The organism is Pseudomonas sp. WS 5503 (assembly GCF_012985385.1).
Taxonomy (GTDB): Bacteria; Pseudomonadota; Gammaproteobacteria; order Pseudomonadales; family Pseudomonadaceae; genus Aquipseudomonas; species Aquipseudomonas paracarnis.
Window position 1 is genome coordinate 577,599 of the sequence record NZ_JAAQWI010000002.1, and the last position, 22,574, is coordinate 600,172.

At 61.0% G+C, this 22,574-nt stretch carries 20 protein-coding genes and 1 pseudogene; 9 read left to right on the forward strand and 12 right to left on the reverse strand.

The window, feature by feature from the left end:
* Positions 1 to 6: 6 nt before the first annotated feature.
* Complete coding sequence (gene dksA, locus HBO10_RS08400; protein ID WP_034129158.1) at positions 7 to 411, reverse strand: RNA polymerase-binding protein DksA; 405 nt, start codon at positions 409 to 411, stop codon at positions 7 to 9.
* Between the two features lie 125 nt (positions 412 to 536).
* On the opposite strand from dksA, the gene HBO10_RS08405 reads away from it, so the two are divergent.
* The gene (locus tag HBO10_RS08405) at positions 537 to 905 is read left to right on the forward strand and encodes a hypothetical protein (protein ID WP_034129159.1); all 369 of its coding nucleotides are present in this window, start codon (positions 537 to 539) and stop codon (positions 903 to 905) included.
* Here the strand turns inward: HBO10_RS08405 and HBO10_RS08410 are convergent.
* A complete protein-coding gene (locus HBO10_RS08410) occupies positions 902 to 2,113 on the reverse strand; it encodes an N-acetylmuramoyl-L-alanine amidase (protein ID WP_034129160.1) in 1,212 nt (403 codons plus the stop codon). The genes HBO10_RS08405 and HBO10_RS08410 overlap by 4 nt on opposite strands.
* 128 nt (positions 2,114 to 2,241) lie before the next feature.
* Here HBO10_RS08410 and folE2 point away from each other — a divergent pair, with 128 nt between their 5' ends.
* Genes folE2 through HBO10_RS08440 form a run of 6 tightly spaced genes read left to right on the forward strand, consistent with a single transcriptional unit; the run spans position 2,242 to position 7,452 of the window.
* A complete protein-coding gene (gene folE2, locus HBO10_RS08415; protein ID WP_034129161.1) occupies positions 2,242 to 3,132 on the forward strand; it encodes a GTP cyclohydrolase FolE2 in 891 nt (296 codons plus the stop codon).
* On the forward strand, positions 3,129 to 3,797 hold the full coding sequence (locus HBO10_RS08420) for an ATP-binding cassette domain-containing protein (protein ID WP_034129162.1): 669 nt from the start codon (positions 3,129 to 3,131) through the stop codon (positions 3,795 to 3,797). The genes folE2 and HBO10_RS08420 overlap by 4 nt, the downstream gene beginning before the upstream one ends.
* Positions 3,798 to 4,664 carry a metal ABC transporter permease gene (locus tag HBO10_RS08425; RefSeq protein WP_034129163.1) on the forward strand — a complete coding sequence of 289 codons (867 nt, stop codon included), beginning with the start codon at positions 3,798 to 3,800 and terminating at the stop codon, positions 4,662 to 4,664. It abuts the gene before it with no gap.
* Between the two features lie 11 nt (positions 4,665 to 4,675).
* A complete protein-coding gene (locus HBO10_RS08430) occupies positions 4,676 to 5,554 on the forward strand; it encodes a metal ABC transporter substrate-binding protein (RefSeq protein ID WP_034129164.1) in 879 nt (292 codons plus the stop codon).
* Positions 5,551 to 6,111: a DapH/DapD/GlmU-related protein gene (locus HBO10_RS08435; RefSeq protein ID WP_005792581.1), complete on the forward strand. Its 561-nt coding sequence runs from the start codon at positions 5,551 to 5,553 to the stop codon at positions 6,109 to 6,111. The genes HBO10_RS08430 and HBO10_RS08435 overlap by 4 nt, the downstream gene beginning before the upstream one ends.
* 3 nt (positions 6,112 to 6,114) lie before the next feature.
* Positions 6,115 to 7,452 (forward strand): dihydroorotase, encoded by a 1,338-nt coding sequence (locus HBO10_RS08440; RefSeq protein WP_034129165.1) that lies wholly within the window; start codon positions 6,115 to 6,117, stop codon positions 7,450 to 7,452.
* Here the strand turns inward: HBO10_RS08440 and HBO10_RS08445 are convergent.
* The gene (locus tag HBO10_RS08445) at positions 7,449 to 7,970 is read right to left on the reverse strand and encodes a DUF3617 domain-containing protein (RefSeq protein WP_014720569.1); all 522 of its coding nucleotides are present in this window, start codon (positions 7,968 to 7,970) and stop codon (positions 7,449 to 7,451) included. The genes HBO10_RS08440 and HBO10_RS08445 overlap by 4 nt on opposite strands.
* A 130-nt stretch (positions 7,971 to 8,100) precedes the next feature.
* Here HBO10_RS08445 and cls point away from each other — a divergent pair, with 130 nt between their 5' ends.
* Positions 8,101 to 9,540 carry a cardiolipin synthase gene (cls, locus tag HBO10_RS08450; RefSeq protein WP_034129166.1) on the forward strand — a complete coding sequence of 480 codons (1,440 nt, stop codon included), beginning with the start codon at positions 8,101 to 8,103 and terminating at the stop codon, positions 9,538 to 9,540.
* A gap of 134 nt (positions 9,541 to 9,674) precedes the next feature.
* Here the strand turns inward: cls and cfaB are convergent, their stop codons facing one another.
* The 9 genes and pseudogenes from cfaB to HBO10_RS08495 form a co-directional block, all read right to left on the reverse strand.
* Positions 9,675 to 10,859 carry a C17 cyclopropane fatty acid synthase CfaB gene (gene cfaB / locus HBO10_RS08455; protein ID WP_014720571.1) on the reverse strand — a complete coding sequence of 395 codons (1,185 nt, stop codon included), beginning with the start codon at positions 10,857 to 10,859 and terminating at the stop codon, positions 9,675 to 9,677.
* An 87-nt stretch (positions 10,860 to 10,946) separates the two neighbouring features.
* Positions 10,947 to 11,735 (reverse strand): DNA-binding domain-containing protein, encoded by a 789-nt coding sequence (locus HBO10_RS08460; protein ID WP_034129167.1) that lies wholly within the window; start codon positions 11,733 to 11,735, stop codon positions 10,947 to 10,949.
* Positions 11,726 to 12,571: a DUF692 domain-containing protein gene (locus HBO10_RS08465; RefSeq protein WP_034129168.1), complete on the reverse strand. Its 846-nt coding sequence runs from the start codon at positions 12,569 to 12,571 to the stop codon at positions 11,726 to 11,728. Before HBO10_RS08465 ends, HBO10_RS08460 begins: the two co-directional genes overlap by 10 nt.
* A 67-nt stretch (positions 12,572 to 12,638) precedes the next feature.
* Positions 12,639 to 12,890, reverse strand: a complete 252-nt coding sequence (locus HBO10_RS08470; RefSeq protein WP_003195792.1) for a membrane protein — start codon at positions 12,888 to 12,890, stop codon at positions 12,639 to 12,641.
* Between the two features lie 116 nt (positions 12,891 to 13,006).
* Positions 13,007 to 14,893, reverse strand: a complete 1,887-nt coding sequence (locus HBO10_RS08475; RefSeq protein WP_034129169.1) for a cation-translocating P-type ATPase — start codon at positions 14,891 to 14,893, stop codon at positions 13,007 to 13,009.
* Positions 14,890 to 15,924: a protease modulator HflK gene (locus tag HBO10_RS08480; protein WP_003195796.1), complete on the reverse strand. Its 1,035-nt coding sequence runs from the start codon at positions 15,922 to 15,924 to the stop codon at positions 14,890 to 14,892. Before HBO10_RS08480 ends, HBO10_RS08475 begins: the two co-directional genes overlap by 4 nt.
* Complete coding sequence (locus HBO10_RS08485) at positions 15,921 to 16,922, reverse strand: protease modulator HflC (protein ID WP_161793234.1); 1,002 nt, start codon at positions 16,920 to 16,922, stop codon at positions 15,921 to 15,923. Before HBO10_RS08485 ends, HBO10_RS08480 begins: the two co-directional genes overlap by 4 nt.
* Positions 16,923 to 16,931: 9 nt before the next feature.
* Positions 16,932 to 18,856: pseudogene (locus HBO10_RS08490) on the reverse strand (protease modulator HflK).
* A 134-nt stretch (positions 18,857 to 18,990) separates the two neighbouring features.
* Positions 18,991 to 21,513 carry an RHS repeat-associated core domain-containing protein gene (locus HBO10_RS08495; RefSeq protein ID WP_052200009.1) on the reverse strand — a complete coding sequence of 841 codons (2,523 nt, stop codon included), beginning with the start codon at positions 21,511 to 21,513 and terminating at the stop codon, positions 18,991 to 18,993.
* Positions 21,514 to 21,944: 431 nt separating this feature from the next.
* Here HBO10_RS08495 and HBO10_RS08500 point away from each other — a divergent pair, with 431 nt between their 5' ends.
* Positions 21,945 to 22,568 (forward strand): CDP-alcohol phosphatidyltransferase family protein, encoded by a 624-nt coding sequence (locus tag HBO10_RS08500; protein WP_034129171.1) that lies wholly within the window; start codon positions 21,945 to 21,947, stop codon positions 22,566 to 22,568.
* Positions 22,569 to 22,574: the final 6 nt, after the last annotated feature.

Consider the following 22,574-nt stretch of genomic DNA (forward strand, 5'->3'; position numbering starts at 1 on the left):
GGCCGGTCAAACTGCCCGTCTATGGCGTTCGCGCAGCTCTTCACGTTCTTTGGCTTCGATACATAAGGTGGCGGTGGGACGCAGCAGCAGGCGTTGCAGGCCGATGGGTTCGCCGGTTTCACGGCACCAGCCGTATTCGCCACGAGCCAGCAGCTCCAAGGCGTCGTCGATCTTGTCCAATAGCTTCTTTTCACGCTCCAGCAGGCGCAGTTGCCATTGGCGTTGCTCTTCGGCACTGCCGATATCCGCCAGATCGCTGTTGGTTTCCTGCTCGCGCAGCGCCTGGAACTCTGCGTCGATACGGGCTTGCAGGTCATCGCGCTGAGCCAGCAGCAGTTCGCGGAAGAAGCGCTGCTGGGCCTCATTCATGTAGTCGGCCGCTGGTTGGGCCAAAAGGTCGTGTTCGGTCATGGAAGCGGTTCGCGGGTCGGGCTGTGCATTTATGTTATAGTATAACAATACAAATAAGCCAATCCCTCTTGCTCGCCGCGACGAAGGGCGCAATGCTGGGTCACCTGCCTATGTTGAGAACCTCGATGAAATACCTGCTGTGCGCGCTGCTATTGGCAGTCGCCGGGCCTGCCTGCGCCCAGGCACCCAGCCTGTTGGCCAACTGCACACGCAGCGCCAACCTGCTGGCGTGTGTGGACCCGTTGGGCAATGCCTATAGCGTGGCAACCGTCGGCAGCACTACGTATCTGCGCGGTTTCGAAGTGATCGGCAAACGCTATTGGGCGCAGACCAACAGCCGTTATGGGCAACTGACGTTTTTTACCGGGTTGGCATCGGATGGCGAGGCGTGGGTCGGCTACACGCGGCGCGTGGGCTGGACCACCATCAACCGGTTTTCCAGCTCAGGGGGCGCCAGCGCCAAGTTCACTTGCAGCCGAATGACCGGCTGTTAGACCTGGCTGTTTTTCTGCGCCTGCACCCAGGCCATGTAGCTGTTCATGGGTGGGTTCTTCTGGAAGTAACGCTTGAGTCCTTCGAAAAGGCCATCCGCCACCGCCTGTTGATGGCGCGCCGTCACCAGCCGCTGGGCATCCCGAGGGTTGGAAATGAAACCCGTCTCCACCAGGATTGAAGGCACGTCCGGTGACTTGAGCACGGCGAACCCCGCCTGCTCCACACGTTTCTGATGCAGGCTGGTGATGTTTTGCAGGCTGCCCAATACCGAGCTTCCCAGTTGCAGGCTGGAGGCGATGGTCGCATTCATCGACATGTCGAGAATGACCCCGGCCAGCATCGGGTCCTTGTCCTTCAGATTGAGCAAGGTGGTGGCGCCCAGCAAGTCGGCGCCATTTTCGCGTTGGGCCATGAAGCGGGCCGTGGCGGAGGTGGCGCCCCCTTCAGACAACGCATACACCGAAGCGCCCGACGCGGTCAGCCGTGGCGCGGCGTCGGCATGTACCGAAATAAACATATCGGCCTTGTGCTGACGGGCGATGTCCACGCGCTTGCGCAGCGGCACGAAGAAGTCGTCGTTGCGCACCAGTTTTACGTCAAAACCCTTTTCGCGCTTCAAGCGTTTAGCCAACAACTGGGCAATCGACAGCACCACATCTTTTTCGCGCTGGCCCTTGGAGCCAATGGCACCTGGGTCTTTGCCGCCATGGCCAGGGTCGACCACCACGATGATGTCGCGCTTGGGATGCGCCTTGTCTACCGGCGTCACCAAGGGTGCCGGCTCAGCGGCGATTTGACGGGGCGCACGGGTCGCGTTGGTCAAATCCAACACCAGGCGATGGCCTTGGCCATCCTGGGGCGGCAGCACGAAGCTGTTGAGCTGCATGGGCTCGACCAGGTCCAGCACGATGCGCGTATCGCTCTTGCCGAAATGCCCGGAACGGATCGAGATAATCCCACTGTTCTTCAACGCCAATTGGGAAAAGTCGCCGCTAAGACCGGCGCCACTCAAGTCGATGATCAAGCGGTCCGGTGAGGCCAGGGAAAAGGTCTTGTATTGCACCGGGCCGCTGAGGTCGAACACCAGGCGCAGCTTGTCGTTTGAGCGCCACAGGCGTGCATTGCGAATCTGCGTGGCGTAAGCCCCCAAAGGCAAGGCAAACAAGGGGCTGACCAGCAGCAGGTTGAGGAGCTGACGTCGGTGCATGGCATATACCGCAGATAAAGGAGTGTCCCTACTCGATATGACTGAACAAAGGCTGGAGCAGAAAATTCATCGTAGCTCGTATTGTTATACTATAACATGTCTAATTATTTCCAACGATGGACCTGCTTATGAATGCGCTGACTCTGCCGGACATTGCCGCGCAGGCTTCACGCCAAGCCTTGCCACTCGACTGGGTGGGTATGTGCGGCATCGCCTTGCCGATCCTGATTGACGGTCAACACCTGGCCGCCACCGCTGACGCGGGCGTAAGCCTGGACGACGGCACGGCCCGTGGCATTCATATGTCACGCCTGTACCTGGCTCTGGAAATGCTCGATCAACACCCGCTGACACCTGCACTGCTGCGTAATGTACTGCAGCGTTTTCTCGACACACATGAAGGTTTATCTAAGAACGCTTACTTGCGCATCTACACCCAGTTGCTGCTTAAACGACCCGCCCTGGTCAGTCCGCTAGCCGGCTGGAAGAGCTACCCGGTGAGCATCGAAGCGCGTCTGGAAAACCAGATGTTCCACGTGGAACTAAAAATTGACGTTACTTATTCCTCAACCTGCCCTTGCTCCGCCGCCCTCGCCAGGCAGTTGATTCAGCAGCAATTTGTGGATGATTTCGCCAACACTCCGTTGCAGCACGAAGCGCTGCTGGCCTGGCTCGGCAGTGCAAACGGTATCGTTGCCACACCCCATAGCCAACGCAGCAGCGCGCAGTTGCACGTTCAGTTGCAAGGTACTGACCTGCCGATAATCGACTTGATCAACGCTGCCGAAGCCGCGCTCGGTACCGCCGTACAAACCGCGGTGAAACGCGCAGACGAACAAGCCTTCGCCCTGGCCAACGGGCAGAACCTGATGTTCTGCGAAGACGCCGCTCGCCGCCTGAACCTCGCCTTGAAACGCTCGGATGCCATCAAAGCCTTCCACCTCAAAGTGATCCACGCCGAAAGCCTGCACGCGCACGATGCCGTGGCTGAAAGCCGCTGGACGAGAGACTTTGCATGATCACCTGTAACTCTTTGCGCTGGGGTGCCCCAGGGCAACCGCTCACCCCGGCACTGGATTTGACCCTGGAAAAAGGCAGCCTCACCGGCATCATCGGCGCCAATGGCACAGGCAAGAGCAGCCTGCTCAAAGTCATCGCCGGCCTGCAAAAACCGCTGGCGGGAAAGGTTATTGTGGATGTTCCACGCCGTGGCGGCTTGGCCTTCCTACCCCAGCAGCAACACTTGGACCGCCAGTTCCCTATCAGCCTGCAAGAGCTGGTCGCTGCCGGTTTCTGGGGCACCCAACACACCGCGCAACAACGCAGCCAACGCCTGCACGCGGTACTCGAAGACTGGTGCCTGACTGGCTTGGAACATCGACCGTTGATGGCATTGTCCGGCGGCGAATTGCAGCGCGCCCTGCTGGCACGCATGAGCCTGGCCGACGCCGCCGTCCTGCTGCTGGACGAACCTCACGCAGCCCTCGATGAGGACGGTCAGGCGCTGTGCTGGAAACACATCCACGCTTGGCACAACGAAGGCCGCACCCTGGTGATCGTCTGCCATGACCTGGCCGCCGTGCGTCACCACACCCAGCACGTACTGCAGATCAAAAACACCGGCTGCCTATTCGGCCCCAGCAAAGAGCTGATCCGCCCGCAACCGCAGATGCAGGTGGCCTGAATGCACTTCACTGCCCACTTATGGATGCCGTTTCATGAGTTCGTCTTTATGCGCCGCGCACTCATCGGCGGTTTGGTACTGGCTTGCAGCACCGCGCCGCTAGGAGTGTTTCTGATCCTGCGGCGCATGAGCCTGATCGGTGATGCGGTGGCCCACGGCATCCTGCCCGGCGCTGCCCTGGGTTTCTGGTTCGCCGGCCTGAGCCTGCCCGCGCTGACCCTCGGCGGCCTGGGTGCAGGCCTGAGCATGGCCGGCCTGGCCGCGTGGATCACCCGCCGCACCGGGCTGCGCGAAGACGCCAGCCTCGCCGCCATCTACCCCATCTCTTTGGCCGCCGGCGTGCTGATCCTGGGCCTTGCCGGCAAGCGTCTGGACCTGCTGCACCTGCTGTTCGGCTCCGCCCTGGCCGTGGATCAAACCACACTGACCGGCATGCTCTGGGTCTCGGGTTTTAGCCTGATCGCTATGGCGCTGATCTACAAACCGCTGCTGCTGGACACCCTCGACCCGCTGTTCCTGCAAACCGTCAGCCGCCGCGGGCCCCTCGCCCATGGCGTGTTCCTGACCCTGGTGGTGCTGAACCTAGTGATCGGTTTCCAGGCCATCGGCGCGTTGATGGTGGTCGGCTTGATGATGTTGCCGGCCATCGCCTCACGCTTCTGGAGTCGACGCCTGCCAGTGCTGATCGGGGTATCGGCGCTGCTGGGATGCCTGTCGGTGTGGTTGGGCCTGCTGCTGTCGTTCTACTACTCACTGCCCAGCGGCCCGGCGATCGTGCTGGTGGCAGGCGCTGGGTATTTGTTGTCCGTGGTATTCGGTCCGGTGCACGGTTTGTTGCGCCGCCCGCCTTTGCTCACATCCCAATGAGGTGTCTCCCGATGCGCGCTCTACTCGTGCTGTTCAGTCTGCTGTTGCCGCTTTCGATGGCCCACGCCGCCGACAAACTCCAAGTGGTCACCAGCTTCAGTATTCTCGACGACATCACCCACCAGATTGGTGGTGAGCATATCCAGATCAGCAACATGGTCGGCCCGGACGCCGACGCCCATACCTATGAACCCACGCCGGACGACGCCAAGGCACTGCTCAAGGCCAAGGTGATCATTAAGAACGGCCTCGGTTTCGAGCCGTGGCTGGACCGCCTGGTTACCAGCACCGAAACCAAGGCAACGGTGGTCACCGCCAGCAAAGGCGTGATTTCCCACACCATGGACGAGGATGGCGAAACCATTCCCGACCCGCACGCCTGGCACAACCTGGCCAACGCCGAAATTTATGTGAGCAATATCACCAAAGCGCTGGTAGCCGCCGACCCTGCCAATAAGACCGCCTACCTGAGCAACAGCCAGGCCTACCTCAAGCAAATCCATAGCCTGCTGGACGAGGCCAAGGCCAAGTTCGGCGCCCTGCCACCGGGTAACCGCCGCATCGTCACTTCCCACGACGCTTTCGGTTACCTGGGCCAAGCCTATGGCATCCAGTTCCTCGCACCCCAGGGCTTGTCCACCGAACGTGACCCTTCGGCCGCAGAAGTTGCCGCACTGATCACCCAGATTCGCAAGGACAAGGTCAAAGCCGTGTTCATGGAAAACATCAAAGACTCGCGCCTGCTCAAGCAGATCGCTGACGAAAGCGGCGCACAGATCGGCGGCACGCTGTACTCCGACGCCCTCGCCGCAGAAGGCCCGGCCAGCACCTTTATCGGGCTGTTCGAATACAACCTCAACACCCTGTGCGCCGCACTGAGCCAGCCATGATCCGCAAAAATCCTTCCGGCGACCTGCCGGTGATTGCCGAATCGGCCTACGTCGACAAGACCGCGATCATCTGCGGCAAAGTCATCATCGGTGAGAACGTGTTCGTCGGCCCTTACGCCGTGATCCGCGCCGACGAAGTGGATGCCAGCGGCGCCATGGACCCGATCACCATCGGCGCCAACTCCAACATCCAGGACGGCGTGGTCATCCACTCCAAATCCGGCGCAGCAGTGACCATCGGAGAATTCACCTCCATCGCTCACCGCTCCATCGTCCACGGCCCCTGCACAGTGGGCGACCGCGTGTTTATTGGCTTCAACAGTGTGCTGTTCAATTGCGCCGTGGGCGATGGGTGCGTGGTGCGCCACAACTCGGTGGTCGACGGCCGTGACCTGCCCGCCGCTTTCTACGTGCCCTCTACCACGCGTATCGGCCCCAACACCGACTTGTCGCAATTCCCGCCGGTGAGTGTCAGCGCCTCGGAGTTTTCCGAGGATGTGGCACGCACCAACGTCGACCTGGTGCGCGGCTACAAAGCCCTGCAAAACGAGTTCTGAACCATGAGCCGCCTGCTGATCCGCAACGCCCGACTGGTCAACGAGGGCCAGGTATTCGACGCCGACGTACTGATCGCCAATGGTCGTATCGAGAAGATTGCCGCCAGCATTCAAGGCGATAACGAACCGGTGGAAATCGATGCCAACGGCCAGTGGCTACTGCCAGGGATGATCGACGACCAGGTGCACTTTCGCGAACCCGGTGCACCGGAAAAAGGCAGTTTCTACAGCGAATCCCGCGCGGCGGTGGCCGGTGGTATCACCAGCTTCATGGACATGCCCAACACCCACCCGGCCACGCTGAACCTGGAAGCCCTTGCCGATAAAAAGCGCCGTGCCGCACTGCATTCAGTGGCCAACTACGGCTTCCATTTTGGCGTGAGCAACGACAACCTCGACACCGTCGCGGCCCTCGCTCCTCGTGAAGTAGCTGGAGTCAAAGTGTTCATGGGCGCCTCCACCGGCAATATGCTGGTGGACGACCCACGCGTTCTGGAGCGCCTATTTGCCGAGGTGCCAACCATTCTGCTCGCTCATTGCGAGCACACGCCCAGCATCCTGGCCAACGAGCAGCGCCTGCGGGAACGCTTCGGCGAGCATATTCCCGCCGTCGCCCACCCGCTGATCCGCGATGCGGAGGCCTGTTATCGCTCGTCATCGTTTGCCTTTGAATTGGCCAAACGCCATGGCACGCGTCTGCATGTGTTGCATCTGACCACCGCTCGCGAACTGGCGCTGTTCGAAGACAAGCCCCTGGCCGACAAGCACATCACCGCCGAGGTCTGCCTGCACCACCTGCTGTTCGATGACCGCGATTACCACCGCCTCGGCCACCAGATCAAATGCAACCCGGCGATCAAGACCCGCGCCGACCGCGACGCGCTGCGCCTGGCGTTATTGAGTGATCGTCTGGATGTGATTGGCACCGACCATGCGCCGCATACCTGGGCGCAAAAACAGTTGGGCTATCGGCAAGCGCCCTCGGGCATGCCTCTGGTGCAGCATGCCCTGCCGGCGTTACTGGAGTTGGTGGCCGACGGGCATTTGCCCCTCACCACTCTGGTAGCCAAGACCAGCCACCGCGTGGCCGACCTGTTTGCCATTGCTGATCGCGGCTACGTGCGCGAGGGCTACTGGGCCGACCTGGTACTGATCAAACCGGAGCCTGCTGGCAAGCCGGTCAACAGCCAGCCTATCCTCGCCCGCTGCGGCTGGACACCCTTTGCAGAACGCAGCTTTCGCCACAGCGTGAGTACCACACTGGTCAGCGGCCACCTGGCCTGGCACAACGGCCAGGTGGTCAACAGTTGCCAGGGCTTGCCCCTGCAGTTTGGGCGTTAAGCGCGGGGTTTGACCGAACCGCAATCGTTGCCCAGCCACTGGGCGTGGCTGTCCAGGCTACCCTTCTGCTGGATCCCGGTGGCATTGAAGGTACCGTTGACGCTGGTGGTGAATTCTTTCTGGCTCTGGAACGTTGCCACCCCAGTGCCCTGGGCTTTCGGGCAACTGAAACGGAATTTCCACTGGTTGCCGCTCTTGTCGGTGACTTCCTGTTTGCAGCCCGATTGAGGGTCGGTCAGGGGGATCGAATCGGAGGCCACCTGAGCCGGGGTCAGGCACACCTGTACGCCTTTACCGGCCATGTTGATGCCTTGCTTTTCGAGCATGGCGCGCTGTTCAGGGGTCATCTGTTGCTTGAGTTGACCGAGGATCAGCGACAAGTCCGGCAGGTCCTGGTTATCGACTTTCATATTGCTGGTGGTCAATTCCCACAAGCCCGGCGCCAGCATCTGCGCCTGCGCCGCCACAGGCAGCGACAAACCAACAACCATGGCCAAACCAAGCAGACGAGCATTCATCGGGTAACTCCTGGGTAATTGTGGGCGTTAGACGTCGCAAAGCAGCCAGTGTTGCATGGCAAATAAAATAGCGACATTCACAGCCGTTCATGGTCTGTTACGCACTGGACTGCCTGGAGTTACGTCGTTCATGGATTTCTTTGGCCCGCACCTGCTCGCCTACGTCATTGCCACGCTGCACTTTCTCGGAACGCTCGCCGCGATCCACGCAGTACTGACCGTGCGCACCGCACAAGGCTCGATTGCCTGGGCGTTGTCACTGATGTTCATGCCCTACCTGACGCTGATCCCCTACCTGATTTTTGGCCGCAGCACCTTCGACGCGTACATCCAGGCCCGTCGCCAGGCCAACCAGGAAATGCACACGGCCATCACCGAACTGAACTGGCGCCCGTGGGTTGAGGAAGCGCTTGCGGCGCGCAACTCCAGCGCCTACGCCTCCTTGCGCGCCATGCCCAAGCTGGGCCGCATGCCCTGCCTGGCCAACAACGAAGTGCGCCTGTTGATCAATGGCGATGCCACCTTCGGCGCGATCTTCGAGGCTATTCGTAACGCAAAGACCGCCGTGCTGTTCCAGTTTTTCATCATTCACGATGATGAACTGGGCCGCCAATTGCAGGCCCTGTTGAAGGAAAAAGCCGCTCAGGGCGTGGCCATTTACGTCCTGTACGACCGCATCGGCAGCCACGCCCTGCCCCATCGTTATGTGCAAGCGCTGCGTGAGGCAGGCGTGCAGGTCAAGGCATTCGCCACCCGCAGTGGCTGGCTCAATCGCTTCCAGGTCAACTTCCGTAACCATCGCAAGATCGTCGTGGTGGACGGCATCACCGGTTTTGTCGGCGGGCATAACGTAGGCGATGAATACCTGGGTAAAAAACCGCCCCTGGCGCCATGGCGCGATACCCATGTGCAGGTCACAGGCCCGGTGGTGGCTTGCCTGCAGGAGTCGTTTGCCGAGGACTGGTTCTGGGCCGCACGGGAACTGCCGCCGCTGATCCTGCCGGATGCCTACCCGGAAGACGGCGTGCTCTGCCAGTTGCTCGCCAGTGGGCCAGCGGACCCTTATGAAACCTGCTCGCTGTTTTTCGTCGAGGCCATCCATGCGGCGACCGAGCGCGTGTGGATCACCAGCCCCTACTTCATCCCCGACGAGGCGGTATTTGCCGCCCTGCGCCTAGCGGTATTGCGCGGAGTCGATGTGCGCCTGCTGCTGCCGTCACGGCCCGACCACCGCATCGTATATGCCGCGTCCAGCCTGTATGCCAACGAAGCGGTGCGAGCGGGCGTGCGGGTGTTTCGCTACACGCCGGGCTTTTTGCATCAAAAGGTGGTGTTGGTGGACAGCGAAATCAGCGCAATTGGCAGTGCCAACATGGACAACCGTTCGTTCCGGCTGAATTTTGAAGTGATGCTGCTGACGGTGGATGAAGCCTTCGCCAGCCAGGTTGAGCAGATGCTGCTGGACGACTTTGCCCTGGCCCATGAAGTCAGTCAGGAAGAAAGCCGCGAGACCCGTCGCCTGCAACAACTGGGGATGCGCATTGCGCGCTTGATCTCACCCATCCTCTAACCGCCAACACACAACCAATAATGTAGGAGCGAGCTTGCTCGCGAAAAACTCACAGGCGCCGCGTTCATTCAGCTAGTACGCGTTATCGTTGACGTTTTTCGCGAGCAAGCTCGCTCCTACGGTTTTGAGCGTGATCAGCGGTAGAGGTCTTCCCGCGTCCACGGCAGTTCATGCCCGCCATCGGCATGGGGTTTCACTGCCAGTATCTGGTGCAGATTGATCCAGCCTCGGGCAAACGCATAAGCGCAGCCAGCCAGGTACAGCCGCCAGATGCGTAGCGCCTGTTCCGGTACCATCTTCGCCGCTGCTTCCAGGTTGTCTTCCAGACGTTCGCTCCAATGGTCCAATGTGCGGGCGTAATGCATACGCAGGCTTTCGACATCGACCACTTCCAGCCCTGCTTCACTGATCTCGGCGGTCATCATGGCCAGGTGCGGCAGTTCGCCGTTAGGGAACACGTAGCGCTCGATAAACTCGCCGGCGCCACGGCCTACGGGGCGGCCATCGGTGTGCTTGGCGGTAATGCCATGGTTCATCACCAGACCACCTTCACGCACTGCGCCGAACAGGGTCCGGCAGTACTGCGCCAGGTTGGCGTGGCCGACGTGTTCGAACATGCCCACGCTCACCACTTTGTCGAAACGGCCGTCCTGGGGCAGGTCGCGGTAGTCGAGTAATTGCAGGTCGACCTGGTCTTCCAGGCCTTCGGCTTTCACCCGCTCCTTGGCCAGCGCCAGTTGTTCCTTGCTCAAGGTGATGCCGAACACCTTGACCCCGAACTCCCGCGCGGCATAGCGCGCCAGCCCGCCCCAGCCGCAGCCCACATCCAGCAGATATTCACCCGGCTGCAGCCGCAACTTGCGGCACAGGTGGCGGAATTTGTCTTGTTGGGCCTGGTCGATCGACTCGCTGCCGGTTTCGAAATAACCGCAAGAGTAGGCCATGTCCTGGTCCAGCCATAGCTGGTAGAACTCGTTGGACAGGTCGTAATGGTAGGAAATGGCCGCCGCGTCGGTGGCCTTGTCGTGAATCGAGCGCACCGGACGACTCTCCTCGTCGTCATCGACCAAGGCGTGACTCAACTCGTCACATACCCTGATCACTTCGGTGATGGAGCCTTCCAGCTCCAGCTTGCCCTCGACGAAGGCTTCGCCCAGTGAGTCGAGCGTTGGATGGGTCAGCCTGGATACAACCGTGGGATCCTTGACCACGATGGTGACGCTGGGCTCAGGGCCCAAGTTGAATTCATGGCCGTCCCAGAGTCGAAGACGCAGCGGTAGCTGAAGATTCTGTAAGGCCGGTGGAAGTTGCGCGAGCATGAGTAGTCCCCCCTTGTTTCAGACGTCTGCTGTGAGGGTAGACCATGCCAAACAAAGTAGGAAGCTATCGAATGAATAGCTCCCCTGCTATGGCGCTCGGCGCTCGAGCAAACCTTCCTGGACCCACTGTTTCAGCCAAGTGGCCGCTTGCAGCGACGCCCCCTCTGAATAAGTGACCGCCAGCTCAATACACAGTTCTGAAAAATTCCAGCCCATGGTCACCATGCCCGACAGCGCACAGGCTTCAGCGGCTTCCAGGCTGCGGTAGTGGCAGCGGTTTTGGTTGCGCCACACTAGGCAGATTTGCGCCGGTTCCAGCGCCTGGCTGCCGGGGAAATCCGACTCATCCTTGCTGGCTCGCCAGATCGCCACCGTGTTGAAACGGCAAAGCAGCTGCTGCACCGAAGGCGCCAGCGCAACCTGCAAGGTGGGCCAGTCTTCAGGCGCCAAATGCGCCATGTCATTCAAGGTCAGCGGCTCCCCTTCGGCGGCGTCAAACGCCAAGGTGAACGCCCACTCCAGGCGTGCCAACTCAGCCAAAGGCGCACTTTGCGCAGCCATCAAATGCTCAACGATAAACATCGCAAAGCGCTCGCCCAACCAGCGCACGCTGTAATGGGCCGACGGATAACGGCGGATGTAGGCCTCGGTCAGTGAGCAAAACTGCTCATCTCCCAGCCAATACCAGATAGCACCGAAGTCATGTCGCAGCACCTCTTGCAGTCGCGACAGATAGGCGTTGTGGTAAATCGCCAGGCCGGTGTCCACATCCAACGTCGGCCCTCCCAGCAAGGTGGCGGCAAAGCCGCTGTTGGCCGCGGGCGCTTCGGATAATAGATGCTGTTCAAACGCCAACTGCCAGTCGATCAGGCGCATAACGCTCTCCGGGCCAAGGCGCTGGCACCCAACTCACGGGCTTTGTTCAACTCGGTGAGCAACTCTTCGAAGGGCGGAAAATGGTCATCGCGTTCCAACAAGGTCGACACCGGGCCCAAATGCTCCAAAGTTTGCTGATAAAGCGCCCAAACGGGGTCGCACACTGGATGGTCATGGGTATCGACCACATAGTCGCCATAGTCCATATGCCCCGCCAAATGCAGCTGGCGAATGCTTTCGGGTGGCAGGTTGCGAATGAACGTCCAGGCATCAAAACCATGGTTGCGTGCGCTGACGTAGACGTTGTTGATGTCCAGCAGCAATTGGCAGCCGCTCAGGTGGGCCAAGGCGTTGAGGAACTCCCACTCGGTGAATTCATCCGCCTTGGAACGGACGTAGCTGGAGACGTTTTCCAGCACCAGCGGCCGTTGCAAGACGTCCTGCACCTGACGCACTCGGCCGGCCACGTGGTAGAGGCTTTCTTCGGTGTAAGGCAGGGGCAGCAAGTCATGTAACTGGTGCGCGCTGCCGCGGCTCCAGCACAGGTGATCGGAAATCCACGCCGGCTGAATGCGCTCTGCGAGCTGTTTGATGTGGTTCAGGTAATCCGTATCGAGGGCATGTGGCCCGCCGATGGACAACGACACACCGTGCATCACCAAGGGGTAACGTTCGGCTATCGCATCCAGGTAATACAAGGCCTTGCCGCCCTGCACCAGGTAATTCTCGGAGATCACTTCGAACCAATCCACGGCCGGCGACTGTTCTAGGATCTGGTGGTAGTACTCACTGCGTAAACCCAGGCCGTAACCCAGACTTGGAAGGGACGCGGACATGACTCACTCCAGGGCAAAGTGTCCGCAGCGGTAGCAGGCAGCCGCCGCGGTTGCACTTGTTTGCCGGTTACTCGCCGACTTTACCGCCAGCGGCGTCGCAGGCCGATTTGGTCATGGCCTTGAAGCCCATCCCTTTACACTCGCCCTGGCCCTTGCACGCGTGGTCCTTGGTTTTGCAGTCGTTCATACCTTTGCAGGAGGTCACGCCGTAGCAGTGAACGGTGGCGTCTGCCGCTTGTACCTGGGTGGCCACACCCGCGAACAGAGAAGCAGCGGCCATTGCGAGGGCGGCACCAGCAGCAGCGGATTTAATGCTCATTGTTGTATTCCTCATGATCAGTAGTGGAGCCGGTCCGAACGGATTGTTCAGTCTCGACACAGCACTAGAGTGAGGCCTCCTGTCGGCGTTACAGCCGTGAGCAAATATTTCTGAAATTATTCGTCGAGTTTCAACAGCGGCTCCTGGAAGCGCAGTAAACGCCCGGCGTTCCCCAATACCAGCAAGGTGCTGAGGTTATGCAGCACCGCCGCGATCATCGCGCCCGCCGCCCCCAGCCAGCCAAATGCGGCGAACACCACAATGGCCAGTGTCCAGCCCAAGCCAATGATCACATTGACCTGCAACGTCTGCCGACACTGGCGACTCAAGCGCACACAGGTGCCCAGGCGGCGCAAGTCGCTGCCGATCAACACCACGTCCGCCGAGGCCAGGGCGATGTCCGCACCGCCCGCGCCCATGGCCACGCCGACCACGCCGGCCTTGAGCGCCAGGGAGTCGTTGATGCCGTCGCCCACCACCATTGGCCTGAAACCACTGCTGATTTCGCCCAACACGCGGTTGAGCTTGTCTTCCGGCAGCGCTTGGGCTTCGACATCACTGATGCCCACGTCCAGCGCCAGGCTGTCGGCCACGCTTTGGCGGTCGCCGGTCAGCAGCAGTTGGCGGCCCAGGCCCAAGTCACGCAGCTCTTGCAGGGCCTGCCGCGCTTCGGGTTTGACGCTGTCGGCCAACAGCAGCCAGGCGAGGAACTCGCCGTTCAACGCCAGCCCGGCAATCGGGCCATCATGGGTGGGCACGGCGGTGGTGACGATGCCCAACTGTTCAAACAACTCCGGCCGTCCCAGCGCCGCTTCGCCCTGCTCGGTCTGGGCGACCACGCCCAGGCCCTGACGCTCGCGGATGTCGCTAAGCACCAGCATCTGCTCCTGGGTCGCCAACCCCGCCAACGCTCGGCTGACCGGATGACTGCTTGCCGAACCGAGGCTGGCCGCCAGGTTCAGCAGCGCTTGGCGATCCGGCGCGGCGGTCTCGATGGACTGCAAACGCAGAGTGCCAAAGGTCAGGGTGCCGGTCTTGTCGACCACCAGCGATGTCAGGTCGGCCAGTTCTTCCAGGAACGCCGAGCTGCGAATCAGAATGCCATGGCGCGCCGCCACGGCGATCCCCGCAATCGCGGTGGCCGGCGCCGACAGCACCAAAGCGCACGGACACGCCGCCACCAACACCGCCAGCATCGCCTGCGCATCGTTGGTGACAAACCAGGTGACCGCCGCCAGCAACAGCACCAACACCATATAGCTGCCGGCGTAGCGCTCCAGCAGCCGGGTGATCGGCGGCTTGGAACGCTCGGCGTTCTGCATCAGCGCAATGACTTTGCCCAACGTCGATTCGTTGCCGGTACGCGTGACCTCAAGGCGCAGCAGGCCATCGAGGTTGATCGCCCCACCAAACACCTGCACGCCCACGCTGGCTTCCAACGGCACCGACTCGCCGGTGATCGGCGCCGTGTCCAGGCTCGCCTGGCCGGACAACACCACGCCATCGGCCGGCACGCGGTCACCGGCACGCACTTCGACGACATCGCCGGTGTTCAAGGTGCCGTTATCCACTTCGGTGATGCTGCCGTCCGCCTGCACCAGGCGGGCGTGGCTGCGGGTGAGTTTGCCCAGGGCATGGATCGCTTCCTGGGAGCCAATCACGCTGCGCTCTTCCAGCACATGGCCAAAGATCATGATGATCGGCAGCAACGCGGCGGTGAGCAGATCACCGGTGGCCCAGGCGCCGAGCATGGCCAGGGCGATCAATTGGTCGGTGATGCCGTGCAGGCTCGGAAAGCGCAGGCTGTACCAGGCCGAACGCATCACCGGCACCGCCACCAACAGGGATGCCACGCCCAGCAGCAGCTGGCTGACGCCGCTCTGGTCGGGCGCGAGCCAGCGCCACACCAGGCCCAGCACGAGCAAGCCCAGGGCGAGCATCGCCAAGGTCAATTGCCGGGCAGCGCTGCGCTGTTCGGCAGAGGTCAGCATGGGTGCGCTCATTGTTCGGCTCCCTGGATGATCAAGCGGGAGTCGTCTTTGGGGTCGACGGTGGTCACTGAACCGGCCTGGCCGAGAATCTTCGGCAAGCGCTCACGGTACAGACGCAACAGCAAACCGGGATCTTTGACCTGGGCCAGGCTGGCAACGGTAGCGGTCTGCGCCTGGGCATTGGCCAAGCGCTCACTGGCCTGGGCATGGGCGACTTGCACCTGGCGGTCAGCCTCCTGGTTGGCGGTCTGGGTGAGTTTTTCCGCTTCAGTGCGGGCGTTGGCCACGGCTTTATCAGCCTGCTGGCTGGCGGTCAGTACCGCGTTGAACGCATTCACCGCAGGCCCTGGCAGGCTCGATTGCACATCGACGCGGGTGGCTTCGATACCCAGCCCCAAGCCGCTGGCCGCCAACTCCGCCAGGCGTTTATTAATGCCTTGCACCAGGTCGCCGCGCAGCCGCTCACGGCGCTCGGCGGCGCCATTGTCGCTGCCGATCAGTTCCGGGCGGGCTACCAGGATGGTGTCCAGATCCCGCGCAGCGGTGAGGGCCACGGCGCTGCGTGTCACCAGCCGATCCAGGGCCGGCAGCACGTGGTCGCCCTGCAACACAAAGGCGTAGGGTTCGGTCACCTTGTAGAACACCCGCACGTCCAACTGCACCACCCCGGCATCGCCGGTCAGCAGGTAGCCGGAGCCGGCCAGGGCATCGCTCAAGGGGGTGGCGAAACTGGCCACGCGATCGGCCTGCAGCGCCGCATCGGAACGCAGCAGGTTTTCCACCCGCCGTTCGATCACCCGGTCGGCCGCTGGCAGCAGGACGACTTGTTCGAAAGGCTGCGGCCAAGCCAGCAACAATCCGGCGTTCTGAATGCGATCGAGGGCGCCAAAATGCAGGACCACGGCGCGATTCTGCGGGTCGATCTGGCGCACATTGGAAAAGGCCCAGGCCAACGCCGCCAATACAGTGACCGCGTAGAGTGCCAGGAACGTCAGGCGCCCGGCCTGGATCCACGGGCTGTCCGGGCTTTCAGGCTCGCTCATGGCTGCAGGTCCTTCGGCCCATCCACCAGGGCGCGAAACGGCGCGGCGTCGGTGCGCAGGATGATCTTGGTCCCCGGCGTGACCACCGTGCCCAAGGTATCCAGCGAGCGCAGCAGGTTGTACAGCTGCGGATTGCCAGCGTAGGCGCGGCCATAAATCTGCGCGGCTTCAACCCGCGACTGCGCTTCGATGTCGGCGGCTTTCACAGTGGCATCGGCCTGCATGATGCGCGCATCACGCTCGGCAGCGGAGCGGATCTGCGCCGCTTCGCGCTTGCCCACGGCGGTGCGTTCGGTGGCGATGGTTTCACGCTCGGCGCGCATGCGGTCAACCGTGGCGGTGAGGGTCACCGACGGCAACGTCAAGCGCTCGATACCGACCTGCGCCACGCGCACACCATAGGTGGTGAGCAATTGTTGATCAATCTGCTGGCGCAACTGCGCTTCAAAATCGGCAATGCGCACTTGGCTGGCGTCGGTATTGATCAAGCTGGAGAGGTCAAAACTGGCCGCCGTGGTTTCCAACGCCGAGCCGACGAAGGTACGAATCTGCCGCGCCGCCTCATCCGGCTGGTTCTGCACCGCACGCATAAAACGCTGCACGTTGTCGGCATCGCCCTGCACCTGCCACGCCACATAGGCCTGCACAATAATCCGCAAGCCATCGCGGGTGCCCACATCCTGCAAGCCGCTGGACGTGGTGCGCAGGCGCAGGTCCACCGGGATCGCTGCTTCGAACGGTGCCGGCCAGCGCCAGCCCAGGCCCGGCTCCAGCAGCACGCGCGCAGGGTTGCCGAAGCGGGTAATCACCGTGGCCTCGCCGGAACGCACTTGCACCAGGCTCGCCGCTGCCACGGCAAACAGCACCAGCAACACCGCCCACGCCATGCGCCGCCAGGGAAAAGGCCCGGTCGCCTGCTCATCGCCGTGATGGTGATGGTGGTGGCCGTGATGGTGGTGATGACCGTGATCATGATCGTGGGAATGAGCGCTCAACAGACGAACTCCTTATTGAACGGCTTTGCGCGGCGCCGACGGGTCGGCGGGCAAGGTAAAAGAACGTAGATCGATCGTCGGCGCACTGTCGGCACCCAAACGATGATCCAGAATAAGCAGCTTGGCCTGAGCCAGGCCCTGGCTCAGTTGGCCCAGGTACTGTTCCAGCACGAAGGCTTGGCCCGCAGCGGCGTAGGCTTTTTGTTCGGCGGCAAAGCGCAGGTTCGCTGCTTGGGCGCCGGCATTCACTTCGCGGGCACTGGCCTGGGCCTGATCGCGGGCGGTACTGGCTTGAAGCAGCGCCTGGTTGGTCTGTTCGCTGGCGGCACCGCGTTCACGGGCGATCAGCGCCTGGGCGCCAATCTGGGCGGCTTGCACACCGTGATAAGCGTTGGCGGCCCCGGCCGGCGGATGGATCGCCTCGACCACCGTGGCGAGGATTTCCACACCGCTGTCGAGGGTTTGCAGGTCGTCTTGCACGCTGCGACCAATCTCGTCGGCGAGGCTGGTGCGCTCCTCCCCGAGCAATTCATCCAGGGTGCGCGAGGCAAAATCGTGCACCAGGATGCGGCTGGCGGTGCTGCGGATCAGGGTCGGGATATCCGCGCTGTTGTAGGTGGCGGCAAGCGCAGCCTGATCGGTGAGGCCGATGCGGTAGACAAAGCGCACGTCCATGTTGACGATCTGGAAGCCCTGCTTGTCGCCACTGCTGCTGGCAATAACCTGGGATTTGTCATTCACATGGCTGGCGTCCCACAGGCGGTTGGCGATCAACGGCGCCGGGCCTTCGGCTGCGGCCAACTGCGGTGTGGCGGCGTCACTGACGCTGGTCGCCAGCTCATGCACCACGCCGTTTTCCACGTTCAGTACGCGGCCCAACGGCCACGGCAAACCCGCATGCAGCCCGGGGCCGAACACCTCAACCGGTTTACCAAAACGCTCATAAATCCCACGGCCTTGCAGGGGCACTTCATGCACACCGGTCAGCGCCCAACCTACCGCCAGCACCACCAGCAACACCGGGAAAAACGCTCGGCGCATGTAAGTGAAGGCCCAGATCTGGCGCAGGTCGATGCCAAAACGGTTGTGCAGTTCATGTTGCAACGCCAGCAAGGGTTGCGGCGGCCAACGCAGCAGGCCGGCGATAAAACTCTGCGCCATCAGGCGCGGTTCGAGACGCGGCTGGCGCGGGCTGAACAGCGAGAGCACGCTCGGAGCAGGAACTCCAGCGCCACCAGCGCCGGCAACAGGCCGACGAGTGTCGCCAGGCGCAGCGGCCACACCGACTCCGCATTGGCAAACAGCAGGCAGATCGCGCTGAGCACCAGGCAGATAATTGCCATCCGGCTCAACTGCGCCAGCTGCGAGGCTTCCGGCCATTGGGCGGCAGTTTCCTGGGCCAGGCGTCGTTCGAATACCAGCAGGCCAAACGCCAGGGCCAATGCGAGCGCTGCGCCAATACTTGCCGACTGCCCGATGGCGGCAGCGGGCAAGCCCAGGTTCCAGAACTGCAGGATGCTGACCAGCGCCAGCAACGACCAGCCGCCCAACCACAGCACCGGTGCGCCAATCTGCGCCAACAGGCCGTTGCCGAACCGGTTGATCAGGCCCTTATGCCAGGGTGTGGGCTCGATGGATTGTTCGACCGCTTCACCGCGCGGCACTTCCAGCGCCTGGGCACGCCAATCGGCCACCCACCAGGCCGACTGCAAGCCGGCCACCAGCAGCAGCAAGGCCGACGCGCAGTTGATCAAAACCACCGGCCAGATCGACACGGGTGCAAACAACGCTACGAACAGCGCCAATATCCAACCACTGAGGGCCAGGGTTGTCAGGCCGATACCGGCCTGGCGCAATCGACGGGCGTGGAACAGCCCCTGCTGAAAACGCGCGAGGCCTTCAACCGAAGCCCCATCAGCCTCTAGATCCACTTGCATCTGCTCAACGCCCATTTGCACACAATTCGTTACGATATAACACGAAGCGTGAAATTTTTGTTCTCAACCCCGTTCGCACATTTAGGTCGAGGAGCACTCGCAAAATATCCGTCGGCTGTCCGGCCTTCACAGAGTTACCTCAGGGCACGTCGGGCACTGCTACCTTGAATGACTCTACGCATGTTTCGCCAAACACGATGGGCAACCCGTGAGACAGGGTTGCGCGCCGCACGGCGCAAGTCTCGCTCTACTGCTCGAGTCAAAGCCTCCAGGGACGGGCTCCTAACCATCGGAGCGGGTTCGAGAACAGGCTGAGGCTCGACATGAACCTCTATGATGTCAACGTCCGCCCCCAGTTGATAATCGTAAACTTCCTGTCGCGTGATACCCGTAGCACGCAGGCCGAAAGCAGTCATGATTCTCTGAGTTGAACGGCCATTGCCCTCACTGGCCAAAAACCGCTCCAGCATGCCTTCCTGCTGCTGCGTAGCAAGCAGAGCCTCATTGTTTTGAACGTTCCAGCGCACAATGGCTTGCGGTAAAACACCGTAAAAATTGTTATGCCTTGAAATCATTTCATACTGATGCCAGGTAACGTCGGTAGCATTGGGCCCCTCTACTGGCGCACGGTAGTTTTCCATCAAGCGCCAGCGGCCGGGCAAGAATTCGTTTCTGAACCGATACCTGCCTGGGATTGAAGCAGACGTGTAAGTAGACTCAACGCGGTGCTCGCCATACATACGGTGAGTCATGCTCCTCTCCACGGCGTCCCGGCGCTCGGCGGCGACGTGAGCATCCACGTCACGACGCCGGAATGTCTCTGGATTCTGTCGATAAGCCGGAACATGGGCACTGGAGGAATTATCCGAATAGTCGTCGGCGACTTCCGGAGCCCTGCCATCGTGGTCTCGATACCGGAGCGGATTATTTCGGACCATTCGATACAGATTCAGCCCATCGATTTCGCCCGAGGGATCCGGGTTGATCCAGCGCATCAGCCATGGCGCATAGTAACGCGAACCGTAATAGTACAATCCGGTCGCATCCCGCTCTTGGCCTGAATAACGGATGGTCTTGCCATTAACATGAGTCTGACTTCTGGCCGCCCACCACGCCGTACCACCGAAGGGGTAATACCCCTCATGACTGATCACGTCACCATATTCATCGAGTTCCAACGCAACGCTGCCCAGATGGTCATCAACGTTGTAGCGCCACTGTGGGACAGGTAGTCTCTTGCGACCGTTCGCTCGCCAGTTTAACCGTCGAACTTGACTGCGCCCTAACGCCACGCTGATGACATGCAGGACTTCTCCCGTCGCCGTATCGCTGTGTATCTCCAAACCCGGCAGATACATGACCTGGGCCACATGCTCAACAGACTTTGCCTGCCACACTCGTACCTTGCGTCCACGCTGCCCAGTGCCATGGTAGAAATACCGTTCGTTATCCGCAGGCCCCGCCTTGCGCAGCACCTGGGTGACTTGGTGCAATTGATTACGGGCGTCCCATGTCATCCTCTGCGCGCCGTCCAACATCAACAAATTGCCGTTTGCATCAAACCCATTGGCTAAATCCGGTGGATTCATCTCATCGGCCATGTACATGCTTCGATTACTACGCTCGGCTGTCTTCATCATGCGCAAGGGTTCGCTGCCATGCTTGAGCGTGATTAGATTTCCGCCGAGGTCATAGGTATAAACCTGCGTGTAGTTACGCAACCGACTCGCGTCACCTCCTCCTGGTAGTACAACACCGGGCAGGCCAGGCTGAATGCCGGCCAGGACGCTTTCCCGTCCGGTGGCCTCAATCAAATGGTAAAGCGTGTCGTAGCGATAAGTGCTAACGGGGACAATTCGTTGAGAATCAAACCATTGGGTTGGTTGTGCCCGGTCCTCCAAGCATTGCAGGTTACCCACGGGGTCCCACTGATAATGTAGGTCCTGGAGTACTTTATCCTGCCGGATTGTGTTCAGTCTTAATAGTCGCCCACTGCGGGCGTCGTAGCCGGGCCGGGAAATGACACCATTACCCGCCAGCTGGGATTCGACTTGACCACAAGCGTTATAGCGGACCGCGCTGAGCAGCAATTGCTCCGGTTTTCCATCCTCAGTCAGACTGGATTGAACCAGTTCACCCGCCACGTTGTAGCAATGGCTCTGCACATTCGCCAACGCATCGGTTTGGCGGAGCAACTGATTCAACGCATCGTGATGCCATTGCGTGAGATACCGCATTGCCGCGCCTTGGTGATCTGTCTCCAATAACGCGTCGCGCTCATCCAAAGACTCAGGCCAATCCGCGGGTACCAATGCCTTGAGAAACTGTTGAGTCTGGCCTGCAACGTGCCCCAGCAAACCGTAATCGACAAAAACCTGGCTGCCGACCCCATCGTCATGCCGAACCAGCCGACCGCAACGATTGCCCATTTCAGTCGATGATCCGTACGTCAGCCGCTCGACGAAGGTCTGGAGAGTGGTCGCTGACTCTTCGCTCACACTAACCTGACGTATTTGGGAGTCATAGCACACCCGCCGGACAGTACCCCGCCCATCCCAACTATGCAGCGTTTGAGCTGCGTCGCCCACAAGGTTGACACGCCAGCCCGCATCTACGCTTTCAACACGCAACAGCTGGCCCGACAGACTATGGGTCATAACTTGGTTGGGCTCCCCTGTTTCACCACCCGTTGCCCACAATCGCGTGTCCCATTGTGCATGCACTCGACCAAGGACATCGCGCGAATACCTTTCGGTACGTGCCTGCAGTGCCTCGTCTAATGTCTGTCGGTGATACGCAACGACCGCTACTTGCAACCTACGCGCGTCTGTCACCCTCAGAGTCGGTGTCTGTCGGTGCAAAGTCGAAGACATTTGCGACCCTCTGCGTGTGTAGAGATGTAACTATAGACACGAACTCGATCACCTGCTGTTGAGGCCCCATAGGACGCTCCCACAAGCGGTGATTGATTATGCTCAAGAGCGTGACTAATCCCCTATAAACACGAGCCATCACTGGTGTCGGCTGCGATTAGTCGGCACACTTCAGACAGTTTTTCGCGGGTTCACGGACAAGGAAGCGCCCCCCCATGATTTCCATCTACCAACTCAAGCCGCGTTTTCAAAACCTGCTGCGGCCTCTCGTGCAGCGCCTTTATGACAACGGCACCACCGCCAACCAGATCACCGTGCTGGCCGGGGTTGTTTCCCTGCTGGTGGGGCTGTTGATCGCGGGCTTTGCCCAACACCTCTGGCTGTTTGCACTGATCCCGCTGTGGATGATTGTGCGCATGGCGCTCAATGCCATCGATGGCATGCTGGCCCGGGAATTCGGCCAACAGTCGCGCCTCGGTGCTTACCTCAATGAATTGTGCGATGTGATCGCCGACAGTGCGCTGATCCTGCCCTTTGCATTGATCCCCGATGTGAGCCTGGCGCCGGTGCTGCTGGTGACGCTGCTTGCGGTATTCAGCGAATACGCCGGAGTGCTGGGGCCGATGGTGGGCGCGTCGCGCCGTTATGACGGGCCCATGGGCAAGAGTGATCGGGCGTTCGTACTCGGGGTGCTGGCCACGGGTGTGGCGCTGGGATGGCTCGGCGCCGGTTGGGTGGAGGCGGTGATGTGGCTGGTCGCCGCCCTGCTCGCCTATACCTTGGTCAACCGGGTACGTCAGGGCCTCAAAGAACAGCAACAAACTCCCCCTTCTGCATAAGGATTT